This is a genomic window from Mesorhizobium sp. 1M-11, from assembly GCF_001303895.1.
GTDB lineage: Bacteria > Pseudomonadota > Alphaproteobacteria > Rhizobiales > Rhizobiaceae > Mesorhizobium.
Map to the genome: position 1 here is coordinate 86,914 of NZ_LJSD01000037.1, position 19,536 is coordinate 106,449.

Here is a 19,536-nt window from a genome sequence, read left to right on the forward strand (position 1 = left end):
AATTCGCTAGCCGCGTCGTGGCCTGGTCCGCTTGCCCTGCAAGGGCGGCGGTTCGGCACCATGCCCCTTGTAGAGCGGCGATTCCAGGTACCGCGAGATGGCGAAGCGCACCAGCACAGCGACGGCCGCGGCGGCTGGAACGGCGATCAGCAGGCCAACAAAGCCGAACAGGGCACCGAAGGCAAACAGTGCGAACATCAGCCAGACGGGATGCAGGCCGACGCTTTTCCCCACGAGCTTGGGCGACAGGATATTGCCTTCGATGAATTGGCCGATGAAGAACACTGCCGCGACTGCCACGATCATCGTCCAGTCAGGCCAGAACTGCACGATCGCGACACCGATCGCCAGCACCAGCCCGGTCAGCGACCCCACATAGGGAATGAAGGAGATCAGCCCGGCGAACAGACCGATCAGGATGCCGAAATTCAGCCCTGTCAGCGTCAGCCCCACCGCGTACATGGCGCCCAGCACCAGGCAGAGCGTGCCTTGCCCGCGCACAAAGCCAGCGGTAGCTGTGTTGATATCGGCGGATATCTGGCGAACCGTCTCGACATGGTCGCGCGGCACCCAGCTGTCCACCGTCGCCACCATGCGGTCCCAGTCGAGCAGCATGTAGAAGGCGACCACAGGCGTCACCACGAACAGTGACACCACCGAAACCAGCGCCATGCCGGAGTTCCACAGCGATTGGAAAACCGTGGTCACCAAGCCGAGCCCGGAACTCAGCACCGAATTCAGGCCGTCCTTGAGACTGGCCGCACTGACGCCGAAGCGCTGTTCCAACCAAGTCGGGTCGAAATTGGTGACCAATGCCTGCAGACGGGTGAGATATTCCGGCAACTTCTCGGCAAAGCCCGCCATCTGCGAGGCCAGCACTGGCACCAGGATGACGAAGGCCAGCACCAGGACAACGATGAAGGCGATGAGGATCACCACCGTCGCCATGACACGGGACAGGCCGAACCTCTCCAGCCGGTCAGCAACAGGATCGAGGAAATAGGCCAGCACCATGCCGGCCACGAAAGGCAGCAGAATGTCGCTGAACAGGTAGAGGAAGCCGATCAGGATAACCGCCCCGATCAGCCAGAACCGCAGCTGGCGCCGGAAAGCGGATGCGGCCGCTGCCTCGGCCGCGTCGTGATCAGGAAGTGCTGCCTTCGCCATTACCACTCATATGCCTCAGCCAGGCCACGAGATAGGCCGCAGCGGAAGCCACGGTCAAGAGCCCGGAAAGCATTATCAAGATACCGCGCAGTGGATCGAGGTGCATGGCAAAGGCCAGCTCGGCCAGCACTTCCGCCGCCAGGATGATCTGCACGGCCGTGTTCGCCTTGGAGACGAAAAGCGGCTTCACTTCGACCGGATGCCCCATGACCGACGAGAGCACAACCGCGCAAATGATGAGCCCATCGCGCGAAACCATGGCGACTACCAGCCAAAGCGGCAGTTCCCCACTGATGCCGAGCACGATGAAGACGGAAACCAGGAGCAGCTTGTCCGCGATCGGGTCGAGATAGGCACCCAGCCTTGAATGTTGGTTGAAGTGGCGCGCAATGAAGCCATCGACACCGTCCGAGACGCCGGCGATAACGAATCCGGCAAAGGCCCATTCCCAGTGCGCTTGCAACATGGCCAGCACCACGCCAGGCACCAGCAGCAGGCGCAGGATGGAGATCAGGTTGGGGATGGTCACCAACAGCGGGCCCGTCTTTGTTTCCTGCCGATACATGGGCGAAGGTGACAAGAACCGCAAGGGATCGTGAAATCGCGTCTTGCTATCCACCGAATTGTCGAGTGCATGACCTGAAGATCGGATTCGACTTTCGGAAGGATCTTGCGCCAAATCAGGTGTTGGAGCGCCTTTCCGCATCCAAATGGACGCGCGGCGCTCCAAACGAAAGCTGTCGACCGTTTCTCTTGCAGTTGCGAGGCCGGACTGTTCGTGCGAAGAGCCGCCTGACGCGTTAAGGTGGTGTCGGCCGCTCGCCGGCCCAAGCAGGGAACAGCGATGAAGGAACCAACCAACGGGCTCACCTATGCCGACGCGGGTGTCGACATCGACGCCGGCAATCTGATGGTGGAAAAGATCAAGCCGCTGGTGCGGGCCACCCGCCGGCCGGGCGCCGATGGCGAGATTGGCGGTTTCGGCGGGCTGTTCGACCTCAAGGCAGCCGGCTTCACCGATCCGGTTTTGGTTGCCGCCAATGATGGCGTCGGCACCAAGCTCAAGATCGCCATCGATGCCGGCAAGCACGACACCATCGGCATCGACCTCGTCGCCATGTGTGTCAACGACCTGGTCGTGCAGGGTGCCGAACCGTTGTTCTTCCTCGACTATTTTGCCACGGGCAAACTCGATCCCGAACAAGGCGTGGCGATCGTCGGCGGCATCGCCGAAGGCTGCCGTCAGGCCGGCTGCGCGCTGATCGGCGGCGAGACCGCCGAAATGCCCGGCATGTATCAGGACAAGGACTATGATCTCGCCGGCTTTGCCGTGGGTGCCGCCGAGCGCGACCAGCTTTTGCCGACCGACGATGTCGTCGAGGGCGATGTGCTGCTCGGCCTCGCCTCTTCAGGTCCGCACTCCAACGGCTATTCGCTGATCCGCCGCATCGTTGCAACCAGCGGTCTCGCCTGGGACGCCAAGGCGCCGTTCGCGCCCGGCCTCACCTTGGCCGAAGCGCTGCTCGAACCCACCCGCATCTATGTGAAGTCGATCTTGAAGGCGATCCGCAACACGCACGGCATCAAGGCGCTCGCCCACATCACCGGCGGCGGATTCCCCGATAACATCCCGCGCGTTCTGCCCAAGGATTTTTCCGCAGAACTCGATCTCGAGGTGATCGATGTGCCGCCGGTCTTCTCCTGGCTCGCCAAGACCGGCGGGGTCGCACCCGCTGAGATGATGCGCACCTTCAACTGCGGCATCGGCATGATTGTCGTGGTAGCCTCTGGTCAGGCGGCGCAAGTGGCGGCCGTGCTGCAGGAAGCCGGCGAGACGGTGACGCCGATCGGCCGCATCGTGCCGCGCCGCGACACTGGCGTGATCTACCGGGGATCGATCAGTCTATGACAATACAACGCAAGCGCACGGCGATCCTCATTTCCGGCCGCGGTTCCAACATGACCGCGTTGATCGCTGCGGCCAGTGATCCGGACTTTCCGGCCGAGATCGTTGGTGTCATTTCCGACAAGCCGGATGCCGCCGGCCTCGGCATTGCGATCGCACGCGGCATTCCGACCAAGGTCGTTGCCCGCGCCGACCATCCGAGCAAGGACGCGCACGACGCGGCGATCGACGCGGCCCTGGCTGGCTTCGGTACCGAACTGGTGGCGCTGGCCGGCTACATGCGCCTGCTCACCACGCCATTCGTCGAGAAATGGCAGGGCAAGATGATCAACATCCACCCTGCCCTCCTGCCTTCCTTCACGGGACTGGATACCCATCGGCGCGCGTTGGACGCAGGCATGCGCGTCCATGGCTGTACCGTGCATTTCGTGACCCCAGCCATGGACGAAGGCCCGATCATCGCCCAGGCCGCGGTTCCCGTCCTGCTGGACGACAGCGAGAACAGCCTCGCCGCCCGAGTGCTCAAGGCCGAGCATCAGATCTATCCCATGGCGCTGAGATTGGTGGCGGAAGGCAAGGCGCGCATGGAAGGCGGCCATACAGTGTTCTCCGGTTTCGTCGACAACGAAACGGTCGCCAGCGCCGTGGTTGCCGCGCCCAATCCGCTGCGCACCAGCGTGGACCTCGAGCAATTGGCGCGCATCACGCCTTAGGCTAGCTTGCCGGTTCGACCGGCTCTGGAAAAGCGTCTCGCAAGGATCACGTCATGAAACGGCTTCTTCTGCTGCGCCACGCCAAGTCCAGTTGGGACAATCCCGATCTCGCCGATATCGAGCGCCCGCTGGCGCCGCGCGGCGTCGAGGCAGCGCTTCTGATCGGCCGCACCATCGCACAGCGCAACTGGCTGCCCGATCGCGCCCTGGTCTCGGAGGCCGAACGCACACGCGAGACCTGGCGTCTGGCAGCGGGCGAATGGCTGTCGCGGCCCGAGCCAAGCTTTTCTCGGTCACTCTACGAAATGCCGGCTCAAGCTATTCTTGGCGAAATCAGGCGGAACGGCGAGGATGCCGAAACATTGCTCGTGCTCGGCCACAATCCCGGCCTTGGCGATCTCGCCGAGAGCCTCGCCGGTAACACCTCGAATGGCAAGCTGGTGAAGTCATTGAAGAAAAAATTCCCGACAGGGGCGTTGGCTGTGTTCGAGTTCAATGGTGACTGGACCGGCCTCGACGTCGGCGCCGCTACACTCATCCATTTCCTGCGCCCGAAAGACCTCGGCTGAACCCACACTCTTCAGTGTCTTGAACGGACGAGACGACCAAGCCGTCTGACGACGAACGGCGCCGCCACGATTGCCAGCGCTCCAAGAAACCACACGAACACAATGGTCGGGCGCGCGACGACCAGCGCCGCAGCTATAAGGCGCTGCACAACTCCGTTCGCGCCCTGGATATCGACCCTGTCGATGATTTCCTTGCCGATGCCAACAGCACCTGCCGCATCCTTGCCGCCCTGCAGCAACGTACCGCCATTAGCGGACAGCCACCCACCCAGCACATCGACAAGCCCATAGGCTGCCCAGGCGAGCAGTGACCAAAGGACCAGAGCCGCTATCGCTGCGAAGATGGCGAACTTCGATACGATTCCAGAGGATTGCGCAGGGTCGTTGGTGCCACCACGATCATTATGCCCCAACGCGCGTCCGCCCGACGCGGGCTCGCCGACCCGCCCCCATTGGGCAGCACTGCCGTGACGTTCTTCGTCGTAGCTGTGGTTATCTCGATGCCCGGCGCCATGGCCGATATTACGGCCACCCCCACCGTGACGCCCGCTCTGCTTGGAGCCATGCCAACTCATGACGGCCTCCTCTTTCGAAATGGTGTCTCGAAAGGTAGATCCTCTAGTGACTAGAGGAACAAGAGGACCAAATTGCCGCACCTTCCCGGTGGGGCCTAGTGAATACTCTCCACTTGCGTGCAGGGCTCGCGCTCCATCTGCAACGTGGTGTGGTGCAGATCGTATTTCTCACGCAGCACTGCCTCCACGCCCCGTCGCACGGTTTCCGCGTCGGCGCCCTCATCCAGCACAGCATGAGCTGTCAGCGAAAGCTTGCTTTGCGTGATCGCCCACAGATGCAGGTCATGCACGGAGGCGACGCCTGGAATCTCTTTGATGGCGGTTTCAACGTCCACCAGCTTCATGCCGGGCGGCACGCCTTCGAGCAGGATGTTGATGCACTCCTTGAGCAGCACCCAGGTGCGCGGAAACACCATAAAGCCGATACCCACCGCGATCAGCGAATCCACCCACTGCCAACCGGTCAGCCAGATGACGATCGCCCCGGCAATGACGCCGATCGAACCCAGCATGTCGGCCCAGACTTCCAGATAGGCGCCTTTGACGTTGAGGCTCTTGTCGGCATGGCTGGTCAGAAGCCGCATCGAGATCAGATTGACGAGAAGACCTATGACGGCAATCAGCAGCATGCCGACCGAGGCGATTTCCTGCGTCTCGAACAGCCTTCTGTAGGCCTCGTAGAGGATGTAGAACGCCACGGCGAGCAACAGCATCGCATTGAAGGCGGCAGCCAGGATCTCGAAGCGGGCATAACCGTAGGTACGCAAAAGGTCCGCTTCGCGGCGGCCGAGGCGAATGGCGATCAGCGCGATGACCAGCGCCATGGCATCGGTCGCCATATGCATGGCGTCGGAAATCAGTGCCAGGCTGCCGGTAACGATGCCGCCGACAACCTCTGCGACAAGGAATGTTCCCGTCAGCCCGAGCGCCATCCACAATCGCGAGGCCGGTGTGGTCTCAAGGTCGCCATGCTGGTGATCACCACTCATCGAAATCTCCGGGCCGGATTCGAGGTCAAGCTAGACTGATATGGACATCGGTTGAAAGACACTGCGTCGTGAGGTTGGGCAAGCACCTTCGCGGCCCAGTCTCTATGCCGTGGGGCGCGTGTCTGCTGTTGCCTTCTGCAACAGGAAATCGATCACCGCACGCACAGCGGGGAGTTGTCCGCGCTTATGCGGGGTCAGGATCGTCGTCATGACGCTACCCGCTGTCCAGGCCGGCAACAGCCGCACCAGCCGCCCCTCCCTGATCGCCTCGGCCGAGATCAGTTCCGGCAGGCAGACGATACCGAGGCCAGCTTCGGCGGCTTTCAGCAACGGCACCGATTCATCGGCATGAAGTCGCGGCTGCGGTGCGACTTCCACGGTATGGCCGCGCGCATCGCTCAAACGCCAGACCTTTGCCGTCATCGTACTCATCAGCCCGTCATGCTCGCTCAGTGCCTCTGGCGTTGCCACCTCGCCGCGTTCGACGAGATAAGATGGCGCGGCCACCAGCGTGATTGGATCTTCGCTCATACGCCGCTGCACCAGATCGGAATCCGGCAGCGGCTCGAAATGGCTGCGGATAGCGATGTCGAAACCGTCCTGCACGAGATCGACGAAACGGTCGGTGACATGCAACTGGATCTTCAACTTGGGATACCGGCGCGCCAGCTCCGGCAAGCGATGCGCCAGCCTAAACTGCGCGTTCGGCACCGAAGCCGTGATCCGCACGATGCCACTCGGCTCCGCCAGCTTCCGCTGCACAACCATTTCGGCCGCTTCCGCCTCGATCATCGCCGCGCTGGCATGATCGTAAACGTCACGCCCCACATCGGTCAGCGTGAAATTACGCGAGCTCCGATGGAGCAGTTGAGCGCCGAGTGCCGCTTCCAAGGCCGCAACCCGCTTGCTCACCGTCGATTTCGGACAGCCGAGACGCCTCGCAGCCGCCGCGAAACCACCACTGTCAACCGCTTGGGCGAAGAAATGAAGATCGTTGAGATTTAGCATCAAAGTCTACATTCATGGACATTATGTCCGAAAATGGCAGTCTACAGCAGAAAAGTCCACGAACGTATATCCATCACATCAACGATGGAGAAACGACATGACATCCGAACCGATCCTCACCTCCGGCTTCCCGCTCGGCTCCTCGGCGGGGCTCGTCACCGCCTTTGAATGGCTCGGCAAGCCCTATCGCCTTACCCGCGTGGACATGCTGGGCGAGATGCGCACCGACGCCTACAAGCGCCTGAACGGCCGGGTGGAAACCCCGGTGCTGATCACCGGCGAAGGCCGTGTGTTGACCGAGACGATGGCGATCGCGCTCTGGCTGGAAGCGCGCGATTTGGAGCGCCGCATTACATTCGAGCCCGGCACGCCTGAGGCCGACCGACTGCATCAATACGTCGCGTTCCTGAACACCGGCTTCACCGGCGCGTTCACACCGCTATGGGTGGCGCTGGAGGCCGAAGAGGCCACAGAACAAGAACGAGAGACGTTGCGCAAATTCGGCCGCGACTTCGTCGCCAAACGACATGAACAGCTAGAGGCGATGATCGGCGACAGCGCCTATCTGCTCGGCGACAGACCGACGCTGGCCGATGCCGTGTTTGCCGGCGTGGCTCGGTGGGCGGACTTCCACAAGGCGGTCGATCCGCAGGACTATCCGCGCATCCAGGCGCTGCGCCAGCGCATCGAAGCCGATCCCGCGTTTCGTTTTGCACTGGCGGTAGAGGATGGCCGGCCGGCCATCGGCAGCGGCGCGATGAAAGGACTTGTCCCCCTCGCCGATGTACTGCGCGAGACCAGCAACGCGCTGGCAGCTTAAGACAGCAACTGCAAGGAAATGCGCGCCATCAGCTGATGGCGCGCAAACGGCTTGCACGGACAGGCAAAGCGGAAGACCGCGAACTATAGTTCTTTCGCCGAAGGAGTTCGCCGAGCACATGTTCGGTTTCCTCCAGCAGAGCCTGAACCTGACTGGGGCAAACGCGGTCGAGATGGCCGAGCACATCGAGGATATTGAGATACAGTTCTGTACCGCGGCCGTGGAGATTGCCGATTTCCTTCACCGGTTGAGGCAGCGGGCTTGGTGCGGTGAAATCGCCGATCTCGCCCTTTGCAACTCGGTGACGGCCCGCGATTTTCGAAGCCAATTCAATGGACATTTGAACACCTCAAAAGCACAAACATTCTTTGTCAGCCCTTGCGGAAGACGCCGTTGAGGAACGCATTGTCAGAGGCAGGATGCGTGATCCTGGCGATCAACGCGGTGGCAACGAAGGCAAAGGCCAGACGACCGAAGAATACGCTCGTGAAGTCCGCCCCCAAGGCAACGACAACAAGCGTGTCTTCGATGATGCTGTGGGCAAAACCCATGAATACGCAGGCAAGGAAAATCTGCCGGGGCTCCACGGCGGCCGTTCGTGCCTCGCGGATCAGCAGACCGCCGCCATAGGAAATCCCGAGAAACATGCCGATGGCGGTTATAGGCACGGTTTGGGGCCCGATGCCTGCAAAACGAAACAGCGGTGCAAGCGCCTTGTTGAATTGGCCCAGCAGCCCCGAGATCTTGAGAAGCTCGATCAGCCAACTCAGCGCGACGAGAATGACCAGCATGGTCACCAGGGTCTTCAGCATGCCCAGGAAAAAGCCGAACCAGCCGGTGCTTTCATTCATCGGCAGCCACGCCGGCTTCAGTGGTTCGGACAGCCATCCAGTTGCCGCGAATAGCTGATGCAGGAGCGCCGCAAAGAGCAGTCCGCCGCCAATGCGAAGGGTTGCGGTAACGAGAAAACTCGGCCCAGCCTTCTGGATGATGCGTTGCTCGATGGGAATGGCATGCGCGAACAACAGCAGCGCCGAGAGAACAGTCATGTCCGCCGTGTTTAGCGCCGACACGGGCACAAGTGTGAACACGACGACGATGGCGCCCCACATGCCTACCAGCAGCCCCGTCAGCCAGCTGAGGGCGAGCGCCGGCGGCAACCCGACCATCGCCATCAACGGTTCGAAGACCGGAGCGATCAGCCGGATAAAGCCCAATTCCTGCAGGATCTGTGTGGCGATAGCGACCGGGATGATGATGCGGACCAGGTCCCAATAGACTTCGAACGCTTCCAGCGTCTTTCGATAGAGAGCGGCGTAAATGGTCATGACGACACCTCCGTTTTGGAGGCCAATGACTAGCGTGAGGCCGCTGGCATTTGTGGTCAAAATTTGCATGATGATGCAATAAAATTGCACGGCCAGAAGAGGACCGGATCATGGATCGGATCGACAAACGGCTTCTCAATCTCCTGCAGAAGGACGCTTCGCGCACCAACGCCGATCTGGCGGACGAGGTGGGGCTTTCACCGTCGAGCTGTCTGCGTCGCATACGACGACTGAGATCGACCGGCATCATCGACCGCGTCGTCGCGATCCTCAATCCAGCCAAGGCTGGCAGAGGATTGAGAGCCATCGTCACTGTCGAGTTGGAACGCCATGGCGAGCAACACATGCGCCGCTTCCTCGATCTCGCGGCCCAGGAGCCGGCAGTCAGCCAGGCCTATGGCGTGAGCGGCCAGACCGACGCTTTTCTGATTCTTCGCCTGGTGGATATGGACGAGTTCGACGCGCTGTGTGACCGCCTCTTGCGGGATCAAGCCAATGTCGCCCGCTTCTACACCATGTTCGTGATCAAGACGGCCAAGGAGGCGACATCCATTCCACTCTAGGTTCTCCCGTCGGCTCTAATTGCCTGGGCATTCCATCGGAGCTCATGCGGTGAGGCGGCTGCGATTTCAAGCCGCGAGGACTGGATAGTCGGTATAGCCTCGTGCGCCGCCGCCATAGAAGGTCGCCCGGTCCGCTTCGTTATACGGCGCTCCGTTCTTGTAGCGCTCGATGAAATCTGGATTTGCCAGCGCCCAGCGGCCGATCGGCAAGACATCTGCTTGGCCTGTAAGCAAGTCGTCCTCCAGATTTTCCAGCGTACGGCCGGAACGCAGAAAGAGCAGCGGCCGCGACCAGCGTGCACGGATGTCCTCGGCGAGCACCTCATCGCTGGTATGCAGGAAATGCAGGTATGCTAGGCCCAGCCTGTCCAATTCGGTGGCGACATGCCGATAAAGGTCTGCAGCCTGATCTCCTTCCACCAATCCGCCGATCGGAGCAGATGGCGAAATACGGAAACCGACGCGTTGCGGGCCGATCTCAGCCGCAACCGCAGCGGCCACTTCGATCCCGAACCGCGCCCTGTTTTCGATCGACCCACCATACGCGTCGGTGCGATGGTTGGCGTTGGGCGCAAAGAACTGGTGGATCAGATAGCCATTGGCGCCATGGATCTCGACACCGTCTGCGCCGGCATCGACAGCCCGTCTGGCAGCAAGAACAAATTCATCGACTGTTTTCTTGATGTCGTCCGAAGTCATTTCGCGCGGCGTCGGTGCATCCTGCATGCCGGCGGCCGTGAACATCTGAAGACCGGGCGCGATTGCCGATGGCGCGATCGGCTGGCGGCGATGCGGGGTATTGTCCGGATGCGACATGCGTCCGACATGCATGAGCTGGATGAACATCCTGCCGCCGGCGTCATGGACCGCCGAGGTCACCTTTTTCCAGCCTTCGACATGTGCATCGGTGTAGATGCCGGGCGTGGTGACATAACCCTGCCCGTCATCGGAGGGCTGCGTGCCCTCGGTAACGATCAGGCCAAACGAACTGCGTTGAGCATAGTATTCGGCGGCAAGGTCTCCGGGCGTGCCGTCGGCCTTGGCACGGCTGCGCGTCATCGGCGCCATCGCAAGGCGATGCGGCAGGGTCATGTCGCCGATGGTGATCGGCTTCCAAAGATCGCTCATATCTCGTCCTCTGTGTTCAGGTTCCGGGCATCCGAAGTTCGCCGAGCGCGCAGGCGCGCAGACAAACAGAGACACCAGCGTCATTGATGGACCGATTTCGGCACGCGGCTTCCACCGTGGTCCTCAACCGTCGGATTGGCGAACGTTCTTACAAACCAGCAATTTTATGCCATTGCCAACGGATGCACGGCGAAGATAGCTTCGATCCGATCGAAGCATTAGCGGGTCGAAATGGTGCAAATCGTGCCATTTCCGGAACAAAACCATGGATATTTCCAAGTTGTCGGACTTCAACACGATCGCGCAGCATGGTGGTTTCAGCGCCGCGAGCCGGGCCAGCGGCATTCCGAAAACCACGCTTTCGCGTCGCCTGAGCGAGCTGGAGCAGGAGCTGGGAGTCCGCTTGATCGAACGCGGGACACGCGCGCTTCGCCTGACCGAAGAAGGTCAGCTGCTACGCAATCGGACTGCGCATCTCATCGACGAGCTTGCGGAAGTGGGCGAAGAGGTCGCTGGTCATGCCGGACGTCCGCGCGGAAAGCTGAGGATCAGCGTCCCCGGGCTCTTCGCGCATACAGCACTTGGCAGGATCGTTGCGGAGTTCATCGCCGCCTATCCGGATGTGACGGTCGAAGTCTCGGTCGACGACCGTTTTGTCGATCCGATCACCGAGGAATTCGACATCGTCGTGCGGGCAAATCCGGACACGGACACAGATTTGGTCGGCCAATGCTTCCTCAGGGACGATCTGGTATTTGCCGCCCCGCCGCAGTTGTCCATCCCCGAAACAGATGGGATGACTGTACCGGCTGTGATGATCGCCGCGGGGCGCGAAGCGGCCGAATGGACGATCGATGCAGGCAACGAGCGCAGGACGGTCCGACCTCGGACGGTGCTGCGTTGCTCTTCCATGCTTCTCGTCTACAACGCCGTTCTCGCCGGTGCAGGTGTCGCGGTAATACCACGCTGGCTGGCGGAGCCGGACTTCAGGACAGGGGCGCTCGCCAATTGGGGAATCGTGCCGGGGCGGCGGGTCGATGCCTGGGCACTGCACACATCGCGACATCTCACCAGCCCGAAGGTGACAGCCTTCGTCGCCAAGATGGTGGCAGCTTATGACTCCGCGGCACGAGGAGAAGCGACTTTTCTGGCCCGGCTCGCCCGGCGTCCATTTGAACGCTAGAGCGTTTCCGTTTTTCACGGAAACGCGGAAACGCTCTAACTCTTTGTTTTTTCGCAATTCCGGACGGAAAACCGTTACACACTTTTCCTGGAATTGCTCTAGCCCCTACTCCGAAATCAGGCAGCCGTGATGCCGCCGTCATGGGCGATGATCTGCCCGGTGAGATAGGAAGATGCGTCGCTTGCCAGATAGAGGATCAGCCCGACCAGATTGTCCGGCCGACCGGTATGTCCCATCGGCACCGAGCTTTCCATGAAGTCGGCAAAGCGCCGATACTCCTCGGTGCTGATCTTGCCCTCGGCTTCGCGGCCAAGTTTCGTACCGAGATGCCAGCCTGGCGCGATCGCATTGGCGCGCACCTTGTCCTTGGCGTATTCGACGGCGATCTGCCGGGTGAAGCCGACAACGCCGGCCTTGCTCGTGGCGTATGGAATAGCCGTCACTGGGAAGTCCGGGTAGACGCCGACAAGGGCGAGATAGGAACTCAAATTCACGATCGAGCCGCGCCCGCTGGCGATAAGTTCCGGCAGTAGCGCTTTCGTCACCAGGAACATGCTGCGCAGATTGATGGTGATGGCGCGATCCCACTCATCGACACTCACATCGAGCAGTCGCGCCGGTGGCGTCGCGATGCCTGCATTGTTGACGAGGATATCGAGCTTTCCGCCGCTCCATTCGAGTATTCTGCCGACCGCCACCGCGACCTGCTCCTCCTTGGCAAGATCGGCGGCAACCGAAAATCCCCGCTCTCCAAGCACCTGCGCAGTTTCTGTCGCCGGGTCGCGGTCGATCACGGCGACCCTTGCGCCGGCTTCGGCCAGCGCCAGCGCAAAGGCCTGGCCGAGCCCCGCCGCGCCGCCGGTCACAACCGCGGTGCGTCCATCCAATCTGAAGCGGTCGAGTACCATGAGCATGCACCTTCTGCTGTGGCAGCCTCCTGCAGAAGCAAGCAAGGCAGGCGCCGTTGTCGATCCAGAAGGATATGGCTGGTCGCTCCCTTGCATTAGGGGGACGTCATGGACCTCGGCGTTTCAATTTCGGGACGACGAAGTGCCCTTATCGAGCACATCAATCTGCGGAAATGCCTCCCCCCGCGCGAACTCATAGCCGAAAGTCGCGGATGTTTGCCTGTGCCCGATCCCCTATCGTCTCTGTGCGGCGACAGACAGGTCCAAGGAGGGCAAGCCCATGAAACCCGTTCGGCTTGCAAGCGCCATTTTGCTCACCTTGTTTTTGGGGTTGGGCAATGTTCAGGCCAAGGACCGCCCTCCTCTTCCACCGGATGCTTACTACTTCGGGGACAGCGCATATGCGATCCACAAGATCGACGATCGCATTTTTGCGATCGGCGAGCCGACCTACTACCAGGGAAATGTCTCCTATCTCTTCGTAGGCACGCAAAGAGCGCTGCTGTTGGACGGCGGAGCGTCGCGCGAAGAAGACATCACGAAAGTCGTCGCGTCACTCACCGACAAGCCTGTGGCGGTCATCCCTTCTCATTTGCATTTCGATCACATGGCCGGCCTCGACAAATTCAAAGAGGTCTGGCTCGTCGATCTGCCCTACACGAGAGATCTCGCCGACAAGGACGGGACGACCACGGTTCCGGTCGGAATCGATCTTCACGATATCGACAAGCTGTCGCCAAGCAGCTTTCGCGTAGCTCGCTATGTTGCGCCCGACGAAATCATCGACCTTGGCGAACTCAAGCTTCAACTGCTTTCAACACCCGGCCACACCAAGGATGAAATCTCGCTGTGGAAGGAAAATGACGACATGCTGTTCGTCGGAGACTTTCTGTATCCGGGTCCCTTGTTCGTTGGAAACGTCAAGGACTACCTGGCTTCGCTCGACAAGGCTCTTGGCGTGATCGGTTCGAAGACCAAAATCTACGGTGCCCACGGCAGCGCGAAAGCTGTTCCGCAGAATTCGCTACCGCTGATGAACCGTCAAACTTTGGTTGACGCAAAGGGTGCATTCGAAGCCATTCGGCAAGGAAAGCTCCAGGCGTCGGAGGCCACGCCGGACGAGTTGATACGCTCTGCGAAAATCTATCCGATCAACGAGACGATGAACATCTACACCGACATCGTCTTCACCAATGGCAGACCATTCGGATACGATTGATCGAGCCTATCGTTCGCGACCTACGCTGCCCGCACCCACACCTTGTTGTCGTGCACCGCGGCCCCGCCATAGGGTGCCGGCGCATCCGAACCCGTCAGCACATTGATGCCCTCGCCGCGCTCATGCGCTGAATTCGGCCAGATCCCTTCGGCGATCACCACGCCGCGCTTGAGGCCCGCGAACAGCTTGGCGTGAAGCACGATTTCGCCGCGTGGATTGCCGACTTCGACTCGCGCGCCCTCGCTCAGACCAAGAGCAGCAGCATCTTCCGGATGGATCAAAAGTTCCGGCCGCACTTCCTTGGCCTGGGATACCGGCGTCTCGGCAAAGGAGGAATTCAGGAAGTTGCGCGCCGGCGACGTCGCCAGCCGGAACGGATGTTTGGCATCCGCCACTTCGATCAGGTCGACATGATCGGGAAATTCCGGCAGTTGCCCGACAGGACCAAAGATGCCCATGCTCTTTGGCGGCTTGTTGGGTGCATAACCACCGTTCCACTGCGGCTTGAAACGGAACTTACCGTCCGGGTGGCCAAAACCTTTGAGGAAATGCGCGGTCTCGAAATCCGGCTGCATGTCGGCCCAGCGCTGTTCGCGCAGCGTGTCGAAATCGAGGTCCCGATTCTTGAGCAGCGCGTTGATATGTTCCTTTTCGGTCAAGCCGAAGCCGGGCATATGCGATATACCGAGACGCTTGGCCAATTCCTCGATGACATAATGATTGGTGCGCGGGCCAGCCGGCGGCTCGATCAGCTTCGGACCGAGCGTGATGTGCTGATTACCGCCGCCCTTGTAGATGTCGTCATGCTCCAGGAACATGGTAGCCGGCAAAACGACGTCGGCAACCTTGGCCGTGTCCGTCATGAACTGTTCGTGCACGCAAGTGAACAGGTCCTCGCGCAGGAAACCTTCTTTCACCAAGCGCTGCTCGGGCGCGACATTCATCGGATTGGTGTTCTGGATCAGCAGCGCCGTCACCGGCGGACCGCCATAGAGCGCGTTCTCCGCATTGGTCAGCACCGGGCCGATGCGCGAATGGTCCAGATAGCGCACCTTGGGATCGCGATAGCGGTCGCCTTCCAGAAGATCCTTGTTGAACTTGAAGCCGGAAATGCCTGAATTGGAATGAAAAGCGCCGCCGCCTTCATATTGCCAACAGCCGGTGACCGCGGCGATGGAAAGTGCGGCATGCATGTTGGCCGAGCCGTTGCGCTGGCGTGCAAAACCGTAGCCCAACCGGAAGAAAGTACGCTTGGTGGTGCCGACCAGTCGCGCGAAGGCTTCGATCTCGGCAACGGTCAGCCCCGTGATCGCCGCCGCCCATTCCGGCGTCTTGTCGGCCAGATGCGCCTCCAGCCCGATCGGATCATCGGTGTATTTTTCGAGATAGGCGCGGTCGGCCATGTTCTCGCGAAACAGCACATGCATGACCGCGCAGGCGAGCGCGCCGTCCGTGCCGGGCTTCACCACCAGGCCGACATCGGCCTGCTTCATCGTCGCGTTTTCGTAGATGTCGATGACGACGATCTTGGCGCCGCGTTCCTTGCGTGCCTTGATCGCATGGGTCATCACATTGACCTGTGTGACCACCGCATTGGTGCCCCAGATGACGACGCAGTCGGAACGGCTCATCTCCCGCGGATCGGAACCGCGCAGCGCGCCTGTGCCCATCACGTAACCTGTCCAGGCCAGGTTCGTGCAGATCGATCCGAAAAAGCCGGAATATTTCTTGGCGTGGCGCAGACGTTCGATACCGTCACGCTGCACCAGCCCCATCGTGCCCGCGTAGAAATAGGGCCAAACCGTCTCGGAGCCGAGTTTTTCTTCCGCCGCGATGAATTTTTCAGCGACGAGGTCGAGCGCGGCCTCCCAGCTCGCTTCCTTCCATTGGCCGCCGCCCTTGGCGCCGGCACGCACCAGCGGCTTCAGCAGACGGTCGGGGTGATGGACGCGATCGGCATAGCGCGCCACCTTGGCGCAGACGACGCCCGCTGTGTAGCTGTTGTCCTTGGCCCCGTGGATGCGCCCGATGCGGTCCGGCGCCAGCAGCTCGACATCGAGCGCACAGGTGGACGGGCAGTCATGCGGACAGGCCGAATGGCCGATGCGGATCTTGGCATGGGTGTTCATGTCGCTCTTTTACCTGTTCGCCGGCTCCGAGTGTAGGGCCAGTTGATCAAGGACGGGAGGCAAGAGTGACCTCCCCTATGCAAGTGTACGGAAAATGTATTTCCCAAAACAGGGAAGCTGCTACCGCGTCGGCTGAATCGGACTAGCTCATGATGTTGAACAGGCGCAAAATCCACGAAATCTGGTAGATCAGGCCGACGGTCACGAACACCATCTGATAGGTTTTGCTCGCAACAAAAATCGCGATGATCGAGCAGATCGCGAACAGAGTCTGCCTGATCGGATATTCTATCCCGAGCGAACGAAAATGTTCGGTGCCCTTGAAGGCGGTATCGGCCATATCGACCAGGAAGATCAGCGCCAGAAACCCATAGAACCATCGGCGCCGCGACTGGAAGTATTCCTCATAGCCGGAATATTCTTCCATGCGGTCCGGAAACAGCAGCGATGCGATCGTGGCGAACAGCACCGCGTACAGGATGACGAACAGATAGAGTTCGAACGTCCAGTGACGGATTGCAGACAGCCCGAACTCGTACCACCAGAAATGAATGATGGCGAGAAACATGAACAACACCCAACCCATGTGGATCGGATAGATCCGTTCCCGGGCCGGATGTTGCACAAAGCGGGTGAGGCCCGCGACCAGGCGCGTCAGGCTCAATCCCAGCACCATGCCGACGATGATGCGGACGTGAATGAAGACATCGGGATGAACGGGTTGAGTGTCCATGACGCTCGCCTATCGACGCCGCGCTCAGTCCGGACTCGGCAACGCCTTGTCGGCGCGGCACCGTGCCAAAGGTACGATTTCCCCGGCAAACACCCTCAGAACCCTGTGTGTCTTCGCGTTGGTCTCCACCGTCAGGCAGGCGCAGTTATAACCGCGGCCCGCCCCCGGCACGTTGGTTTCGACAAACCGCGTCTCGTCCATCTGCGGGGTATTTTCGATGCCTTTGGCATCTCTGTCCTCGCCGCCTCCCGTGATCCACCAATCGCCCTGCCGATCGGTGAGCAACAAGTCGCCGGGGGTAGGATTGCCGTACCAGCCGCAACGACGTTCGGCTGCGTCGGCAGATACGGCCCACGCGATCACCCCCAAGCTGATGGTAAGAAACAAGCGCATGACGATCCCTCTCGGTTGAAGCTTCGCCCACCACCCGCTTGCCCCGCCAGCTTCATCCCCCCATGCTAACATGACAACACGCTAACCTGACAACTCTGGGCATACCCGATCTTTGTCAGTCGTTGCAGAGCGACCTTGCATAAAGCACAGCAAGTAACTGATAATAAAAGACTTCTTAAACACTGCGGGCGCGGAGCCGACCAGATGGCACAGCGCTTGCTGTTAAGCTGACCTGAGTTTCCGGGCCCGATCAGGATTGGGCGCCTACTCCGCGATGCCTTCCTCGTACTCGGCCGACATTGTCAGCCAGCGCTCTTCATGGCCGTTGAGTTGGGCCATCAGTTCCGAACGCTCCTTGGCAAACCGCGTCGCCTTGATCGGGTCCTTCTCGTAAAGTGCCGGATTGGCGAGTTCGTCCTCGATAAGGTCGATGCGTTTGCGCAGGCGATCCATGAGTCCTTCGGTCGCACGAATTTCCTTGGCCAGCGGCTCGAGCGCCGCGCGCCTTGCCGCTGCCTCCCTGCGGCGGTCGGCCTTGGAGGCCTTGTCGGCCTCCCGCTTTTCGCGACGGTCTACCGAGACACCGGTTACCAGCGTCTTGTAGTCATCGAGGTCGCCGTCATACGGATTGACCGCACCGTCCTTGACCAGCCACAGCCGGTCGGCGGTCGCCTCGAGCAGATGGCGGTCGTGGGAAATCAGGATCACCGCACCCGGAAAATCGTTGAGCGCGTGAATCAGCGATTCTCTGGAATCGATGTCGAGATGGTTGGTCGGTTCGTCGAGAATGAACAGGTTCGGTCCTTCGAAGGCAGCCAAGCCCATCAGCAGTCGCGCCTTTTCGCCGCCAGACAGGTCCTTGGCAGCGGTATTCATCTTTTCGGTTGCCAGGCCAAACTGCGCGACACGCGCCCTCACCTTTGCCTCCGGTGCTTCCGGCATGAGACGGCGTACATGTTCGTAGGCGTTTTCATCCGGGCGCAGATCATCAAGCTGATGTTGGGCGAAGATCGCTACCTTCAACCCAGGCGCGATCGTCATCGTGCCGGTCTCCGCCTTGAGCCGTCCAGCAAGCAACTTGGCAAAGGTCGACTTGCCATTGCCGTTGGCACCGAGCAGCGCGATGCGGTCATCGGCGTCGATCCGCAATGTCATCTTCTTCAAAATCGGCTTGCCGGGCGTGTAGCCAACCTCAACGCCGGACAACGCCACGATGGGAGAGGCAACGGTCTTCACGGGCTCCGGAAAGGAGAACGGCTTGACGGAATCGTTGACCAGGGCCGCAATCGGCTTCATGCGCTCCAGCGCCTTGATGCGCGACTGTGCCTGCCTGGCCTTCGAGGCTTTGGCACGGAAGCGGTCGACGAAGGACTGCAGGTGCTTGCGCTGCGCCTCCTGCTTGACGCGGCTCTTTTCCTGCAGTTCCAGCTGCTCGGAAAGCTGCCGTTCGAACTGATCGTAACCACCGCGCCAAAAACTCAGCTTCTGCTGGTCGAGATGCACGATTGAGTTGACCGCGCGATTGAGAAGATCACGATCGTGCGAGATCAGGAGCACGGTATGCGGATATTTCGAAACGTAGTTCTCCAGCCAGAGCGTGCCTTCGAGGTCGAGATAGTTGGTCGGCTCGTCGAGCAGCAGAAGATCCGGCTCGGAAAACAGCACCGCCGCGAGCGCAACGCGCATGCGCCAGCCGCCGGAAAAGGATGATGCCGGGCGCGCTTGCGCCGCTTCATCAAAGCCTAAGCCCGCCAGAATGGTGGCCGCGCGGGATTCGGCAGTGTGGGCATCGATGTCGGCCAGCCGAATATGGATTTCGGCGATACGGTTGGGATCGGTCGCCGTCTTCTCTTCTTCCAACAGTGCAGCACGCTCTTTGTCGGCGGCCAGCACGATCTCCAGCAACGAATCCTCCGTGCCGGGCGCTTCCTGCGCCACCTGGCCGATGCGCGTGTTCTTCGGAATGCTGATCGAGCCGGTCTCGGAAGCGAGATCGCCGGTGATTGCCTTGAACAACGTGGTCTTGCCGGTACCGTTGCGGCCGACGAGACCCGCCTTCGTGCCTGTGGGCAGCGTCAGCGAAGCGTGGTCGAGAAGCAGGCGTCCGGCTATGCGGAGCGAAAGGTCGTTGATGATAAGCATGGCGGCGCGGTTTTGGCCCGTATAGGCAATAATGGCAAGGGGATGCGGCCGACTGTTTCGGCA

20 protein-coding genes are annotated in these 19,536 nt (G+C 60.7%); 8 read left to right on the forward strand and 12 right to left on the reverse strand.

The genetic code is table 11. The annotated features are described in order from the left end of the window. Positions 1-6: 6 nt before the first annotated feature. On the reverse strand, positions 7-1,167 hold the full coding sequence (locus tag AO692_RS15430; RefSeq protein WP_054310934.1) for an AI-2E family transporter: 1,161 nt from the start codon (positions 1,165-1,167) through the stop codon (positions 7-9). Next, positions 1,145-1,696 (reverse strand): CDP-alcohol phosphatidyltransferase family protein, encoded by a 552-nt coding sequence (locus AO692_RS15435; protein ID WP_054311217.1) that lies wholly within the window; start codon positions 1,694-1,696, stop codon positions 1,145-1,147. The genes AO692_RS15430 and AO692_RS15435 overlap by 23 nt, the downstream gene beginning before the upstream one ends. Before the next feature lie 315 nt (positions 1,697-2,011). Here AO692_RS15435 and purM point away from each other — a divergent pair, with 315 nt between their 5' ends. The 3 genes from purM to AO692_RS15450 are packed head-to-tail and all read left to right on the forward strand — an operon-like array spanning position 2,012 to position 4,355. After that, a complete protein-coding gene (gene purM, locus AO692_RS15440) occupies positions 2,012-3,076 on the forward strand; it encodes a phosphoribosylformylglycinamidine cyclo-ligase (protein ID WP_054310935.1) in 1,065 nt (354 codons plus the stop codon). Next, on the forward strand, positions 3,073-3,786 hold the full coding sequence (gene purN / locus AO692_RS15445) for a phosphoribosylglycinamide formyltransferase (protein ID WP_054310936.1): 714 nt from the start codon (positions 3,073-3,075) through the stop codon (positions 3,784-3,786). Before purM ends, purN begins: the two co-directional genes overlap by 4 nt. 53 nt (positions 3,787-3,839) lie before the next feature. Beyond that, entirely contained in the window at positions 3,840-4,355 is a 516-nt protein-coding gene (locus AO692_RS15450; RefSeq protein ID WP_054310937.1) for a histidine phosphatase family protein, read from the forward strand. 11 nt (positions 4,356-4,366) lie between these two features. Here the strand turns inward: AO692_RS15450 and AO692_RS15455 are convergent, their stop codons facing one another. From AO692_RS15455 to AO692_RS15465, 3 genes are all read right to left on the reverse strand, one after another. Continuing rightward, positions 4,367-4,930, reverse strand: a complete 564-nt coding sequence (locus tag AO692_RS15455; protein WP_152979851.1) for a hypothetical protein — start codon at positions 4,928-4,930, stop codon at positions 4,367-4,369. Positions 4,931-5,025: 95 nt separating this feature from the next. Then, a complete protein-coding gene (locus AO692_RS15460) occupies positions 5,026-5,919 on the reverse strand; it encodes a cation diffusion facilitator family transporter (protein ID WP_054310939.1) in 894 nt (297 codons plus the stop codon). A gap of 102 nt (positions 5,920-6,021) precedes the next feature. Next, positions 6,022-6,927, reverse strand: coding sequence for a LysR family transcriptional regulator (locus AO692_RS15465; protein WP_054310940.1), 906 nt, complete (start codon positions 6,925-6,927; stop codon positions 6,022-6,024). 97 nt (positions 6,928-7,024) lie between these two features. Between AO692_RS15465 and AO692_RS15470 the strand changes: the two genes are divergently transcribed. Continuing rightward, a complete protein-coding gene (locus AO692_RS15470; protein ID WP_054310941.1) occupies positions 7,025-7,747 on the forward strand; it encodes a glutathione S-transferase family protein in 723 nt (240 codons plus the stop codon). Positions 7,748-7,865: 118 nt separating this feature from the next. Continuing rightward, a complete protein-coding gene (locus tag AO692_RS33555; RefSeq protein ID WP_210168300.1) occupies positions 7,866-8,144 on the forward strand; it encodes a hypothetical protein in 279 nt (92 codons plus the stop codon). On the opposite strand, the gene AO692_RS15480 is transcribed toward AO692_RS33555, so the two are convergent. Next, entirely contained in the window at positions 8,119-9,075 is a 957-nt protein-coding gene (locus AO692_RS15480; RefSeq protein WP_054310943.1) for a nucleoside recognition domain-containing protein, read from the reverse strand. The two genes, AO692_RS33555 and AO692_RS15480, sit on opposite strands and share 26 nt — an antisense overlap. Positions 9,076-9,185: 110 nt before the next feature. Here AO692_RS15480 and AO692_RS15485 point away from each other — a divergent pair, with 110 nt between their 5' ends. Then, a complete protein-coding gene (locus AO692_RS15485) occupies positions 9,186-9,638 on the forward strand; it encodes an Lrp/AsnC family transcriptional regulator (protein ID WP_054310944.1) in 453 nt (150 codons plus the stop codon). Between the two features lie 66 nt (positions 9,639-9,704). Here the strand turns inward: AO692_RS15485 and AO692_RS15490 are convergent, their stop codons facing one another. Next, positions 9,705-10,766 (reverse strand): alkene reductase, encoded by a 1,062-nt coding sequence (locus AO692_RS15490; protein ID WP_054310945.1) that lies wholly within the window; start codon positions 10,764-10,766, stop codon positions 9,705-9,707. Between the two features lie 265 nt (positions 10,767-11,031). On the opposite strand from AO692_RS15490, the gene AO692_RS15495 reads away from it, so the two are divergent. Further along, positions 11,032-11,949 (forward strand): LysR family transcriptional regulator, encoded by a 918-nt coding sequence (locus AO692_RS15495; RefSeq protein WP_054310946.1) that lies wholly within the window; start codon positions 11,032-11,034, stop codon positions 11,947-11,949. A gap of 116 nt (positions 11,950-12,065) precedes the next feature. On the opposite strand, the gene AO692_RS15500 is transcribed toward AO692_RS15495, so the two are convergent. After that, positions 12,066-12,863, reverse strand: a complete 798-nt coding sequence (locus AO692_RS15500) for an SDR family NAD(P)-dependent oxidoreductase (RefSeq protein ID WP_054310947.1) — start codon at positions 12,861-12,863, stop codon at positions 12,066-12,068. A gap of 274 nt (positions 12,864-13,137) precedes the next feature. Between AO692_RS15500 and AO692_RS15505 the strand changes: the two genes are divergently transcribed. Beyond that, the gene (locus tag AO692_RS15505) at positions 13,138-14,076 is read left to right on the forward strand and encodes an MBL fold metallo-hydrolase (RefSeq protein WP_054310948.1); all 939 of its coding nucleotides are present in this window, start codon (positions 13,138-13,140) and stop codon (positions 14,074-14,076) included. Between the two features lie 20 nt (positions 14,077-14,096). On the opposite strand, the gene AO692_RS15510 is transcribed toward AO692_RS15505, so the two are convergent. From AO692_RS15510 to AO692_RS15525, 4 genes are all read right to left on the reverse strand, one after another. After that, positions 14,097-16,205: a molybdopterin oxidoreductase family protein gene (locus AO692_RS15510; RefSeq protein ID WP_054310949.1), complete on the reverse strand. Its 2,109-nt coding sequence runs from the start codon at positions 16,203-16,205 to the stop codon at positions 14,097-14,099. Positions 16,206-16,347: 142 nt separating this feature from the next. Continuing rightward, positions 16,348-16,938: a hypothetical protein gene (locus tag AO692_RS15515; RefSeq protein WP_054310950.1), complete on the reverse strand. Its 591-nt coding sequence runs from the start codon at positions 16,936-16,938 to the stop codon at positions 16,348-16,350. A 24-nt stretch (positions 16,939-16,962) separates the two neighbouring features. Next, on the reverse strand, positions 16,963-17,331 hold the full coding sequence (locus tag AO692_RS15520; RefSeq protein ID WP_054310951.1) for a DUF4087 domain-containing protein: 369 nt from the start codon (positions 17,329-17,331) through the stop codon (positions 16,963-16,965). Positions 17,332-17,595: 264 nt separating this feature from the next. After that, entirely contained in the window at positions 17,596-19,473 is a 1,878-nt protein-coding gene (locus tag AO692_RS15525) for an ABC-F family ATP-binding cassette domain-containing protein (protein WP_054310952.1), read from the reverse strand. Between the last annotated feature and the right edge of the window lie 63 nt (positions 19,474-19,536).

Bases quoted from the DNA above. Each gene is read 5' to 3' on its own strand.
- AO692_RS15460 (WP_054310939.1), bottom strand. From the start codon at position 5,919: ATGAGTGGTGATCACCAGCATGGCGACCTTGAGACCACACCGGCCTCG.
- AO692_RS15510 (WP_054310949.1), bottom strand. From the start codon at position 16,205: ATGAACACCCATGCCAAGATCCGCATCGGCCATTCGGCCTGTCCGCAT.
- AO692_RS15490 (WP_054310945.1), bottom strand. From the start codon at position 10,766: ATGAGCGATCTTTGGAAGCCGATCACCATCGGCGACATGACCCTGCCG.
- AO692_RS15515 (WP_054310950.1), bottom strand. From the start codon at position 16,938: ATGGACACTCAACCCGTTCATCCCGATGTCTTCATTCACGTCCGCATC.
- AO692_RS15465 (WP_054310940.1), bottom strand. From the start codon at position 6,927: ATGCTAAATCTCAACGATCTTCATTTCTTCGCCCAAGCGGTTGACAGT.
- AO692_RS15485 (WP_054310944.1), top strand. From the start codon at position 9,186: ATGGATCGGATCGACAAACGGCTTCTCAATCTCCTGCAGAAGGACGCT.
- AO692_RS33555 (WP_210168300.1), top strand. From the start codon at position 7,866: ATGTTCGGTTTCCTCCAGCAGAGCCTGAACCTGACTGGGGCAAACGCG.
- purN (WP_054310936.1), top strand. From the start codon at position 3,073: ATGACAATACAACGCAAGCGCACGGCGATCCTCATTTCCGGCCGCGGT.
- AO692_RS15450 (WP_054310937.1), top strand. From the start codon at position 3,840: ATGAAACGGCTTCTTCTGCTGCGCCACGCCAAGTCCAGTTGGGACAAT.
- AO692_RS15430 (WP_054310934.1), bottom strand. From the start codon at position 1,167: ATGGCGAAGGCAGCACTTCCTGATCACGACGCGGCCGAGGCAGCGGCC.
- AO692_RS15500 (WP_054310947.1), bottom strand. From the start codon at position 12,863: ATGCTCATGGTACTCGACCGCTTCAGATTGGATGGACGCACCGCGGTT.
- AO692_RS15470 (WP_054310941.1), top strand. From the start codon at position 7,025: ATGACATCCGAACCGATCCTCACCTCCGGCTTCCCGCTCGGCTCCTCG.
- purM (WP_054310935.1), top strand. From the start codon at position 2,012: ATGAAGGAACCAACCAACGGGCTCACCTATGCCGACGCGGGTGTCGAC.
- AO692_RS15455 (WP_152979851.1), bottom strand. From the start codon at position 4,930: ATGAGTTGGCATGGCTCCAAGCAGAGCGGGCGTCACGGTGGGGGTGGC.
- AO692_RS15480 (WP_054310943.1), bottom strand. From the start codon at position 9,075: ATGACCATTTACGCCGCTCTCTATCGAAAGACGCTGGAAGCGTTCGAA.
- AO692_RS15495 (WP_054310946.1), top strand. From the start codon at position 11,032: ATGGATATTTCCAAGTTGTCGGACTTCAACACGATCGCGCAGCATGGT.
- AO692_RS15505 (WP_054310948.1), top strand. From the start codon at position 13,138: ATGAAACCCGTTCGGCTTGCAAGCGCCATTTTGCTCACCTTGTTTTTG.
- AO692_RS15525 (WP_054310952.1), bottom strand. From the start codon at position 19,473: ATGCTTATCATCAACGACCTTTCGCTCCGCATAGCCGGACGCCTGCTT.
- AO692_RS15520 (WP_054310951.1), bottom strand. From the start codon at position 17,331: ATGCGCTTGTTTCTTACCATCAGCTTGGGGGTGATCGCGTGGGCCGTA.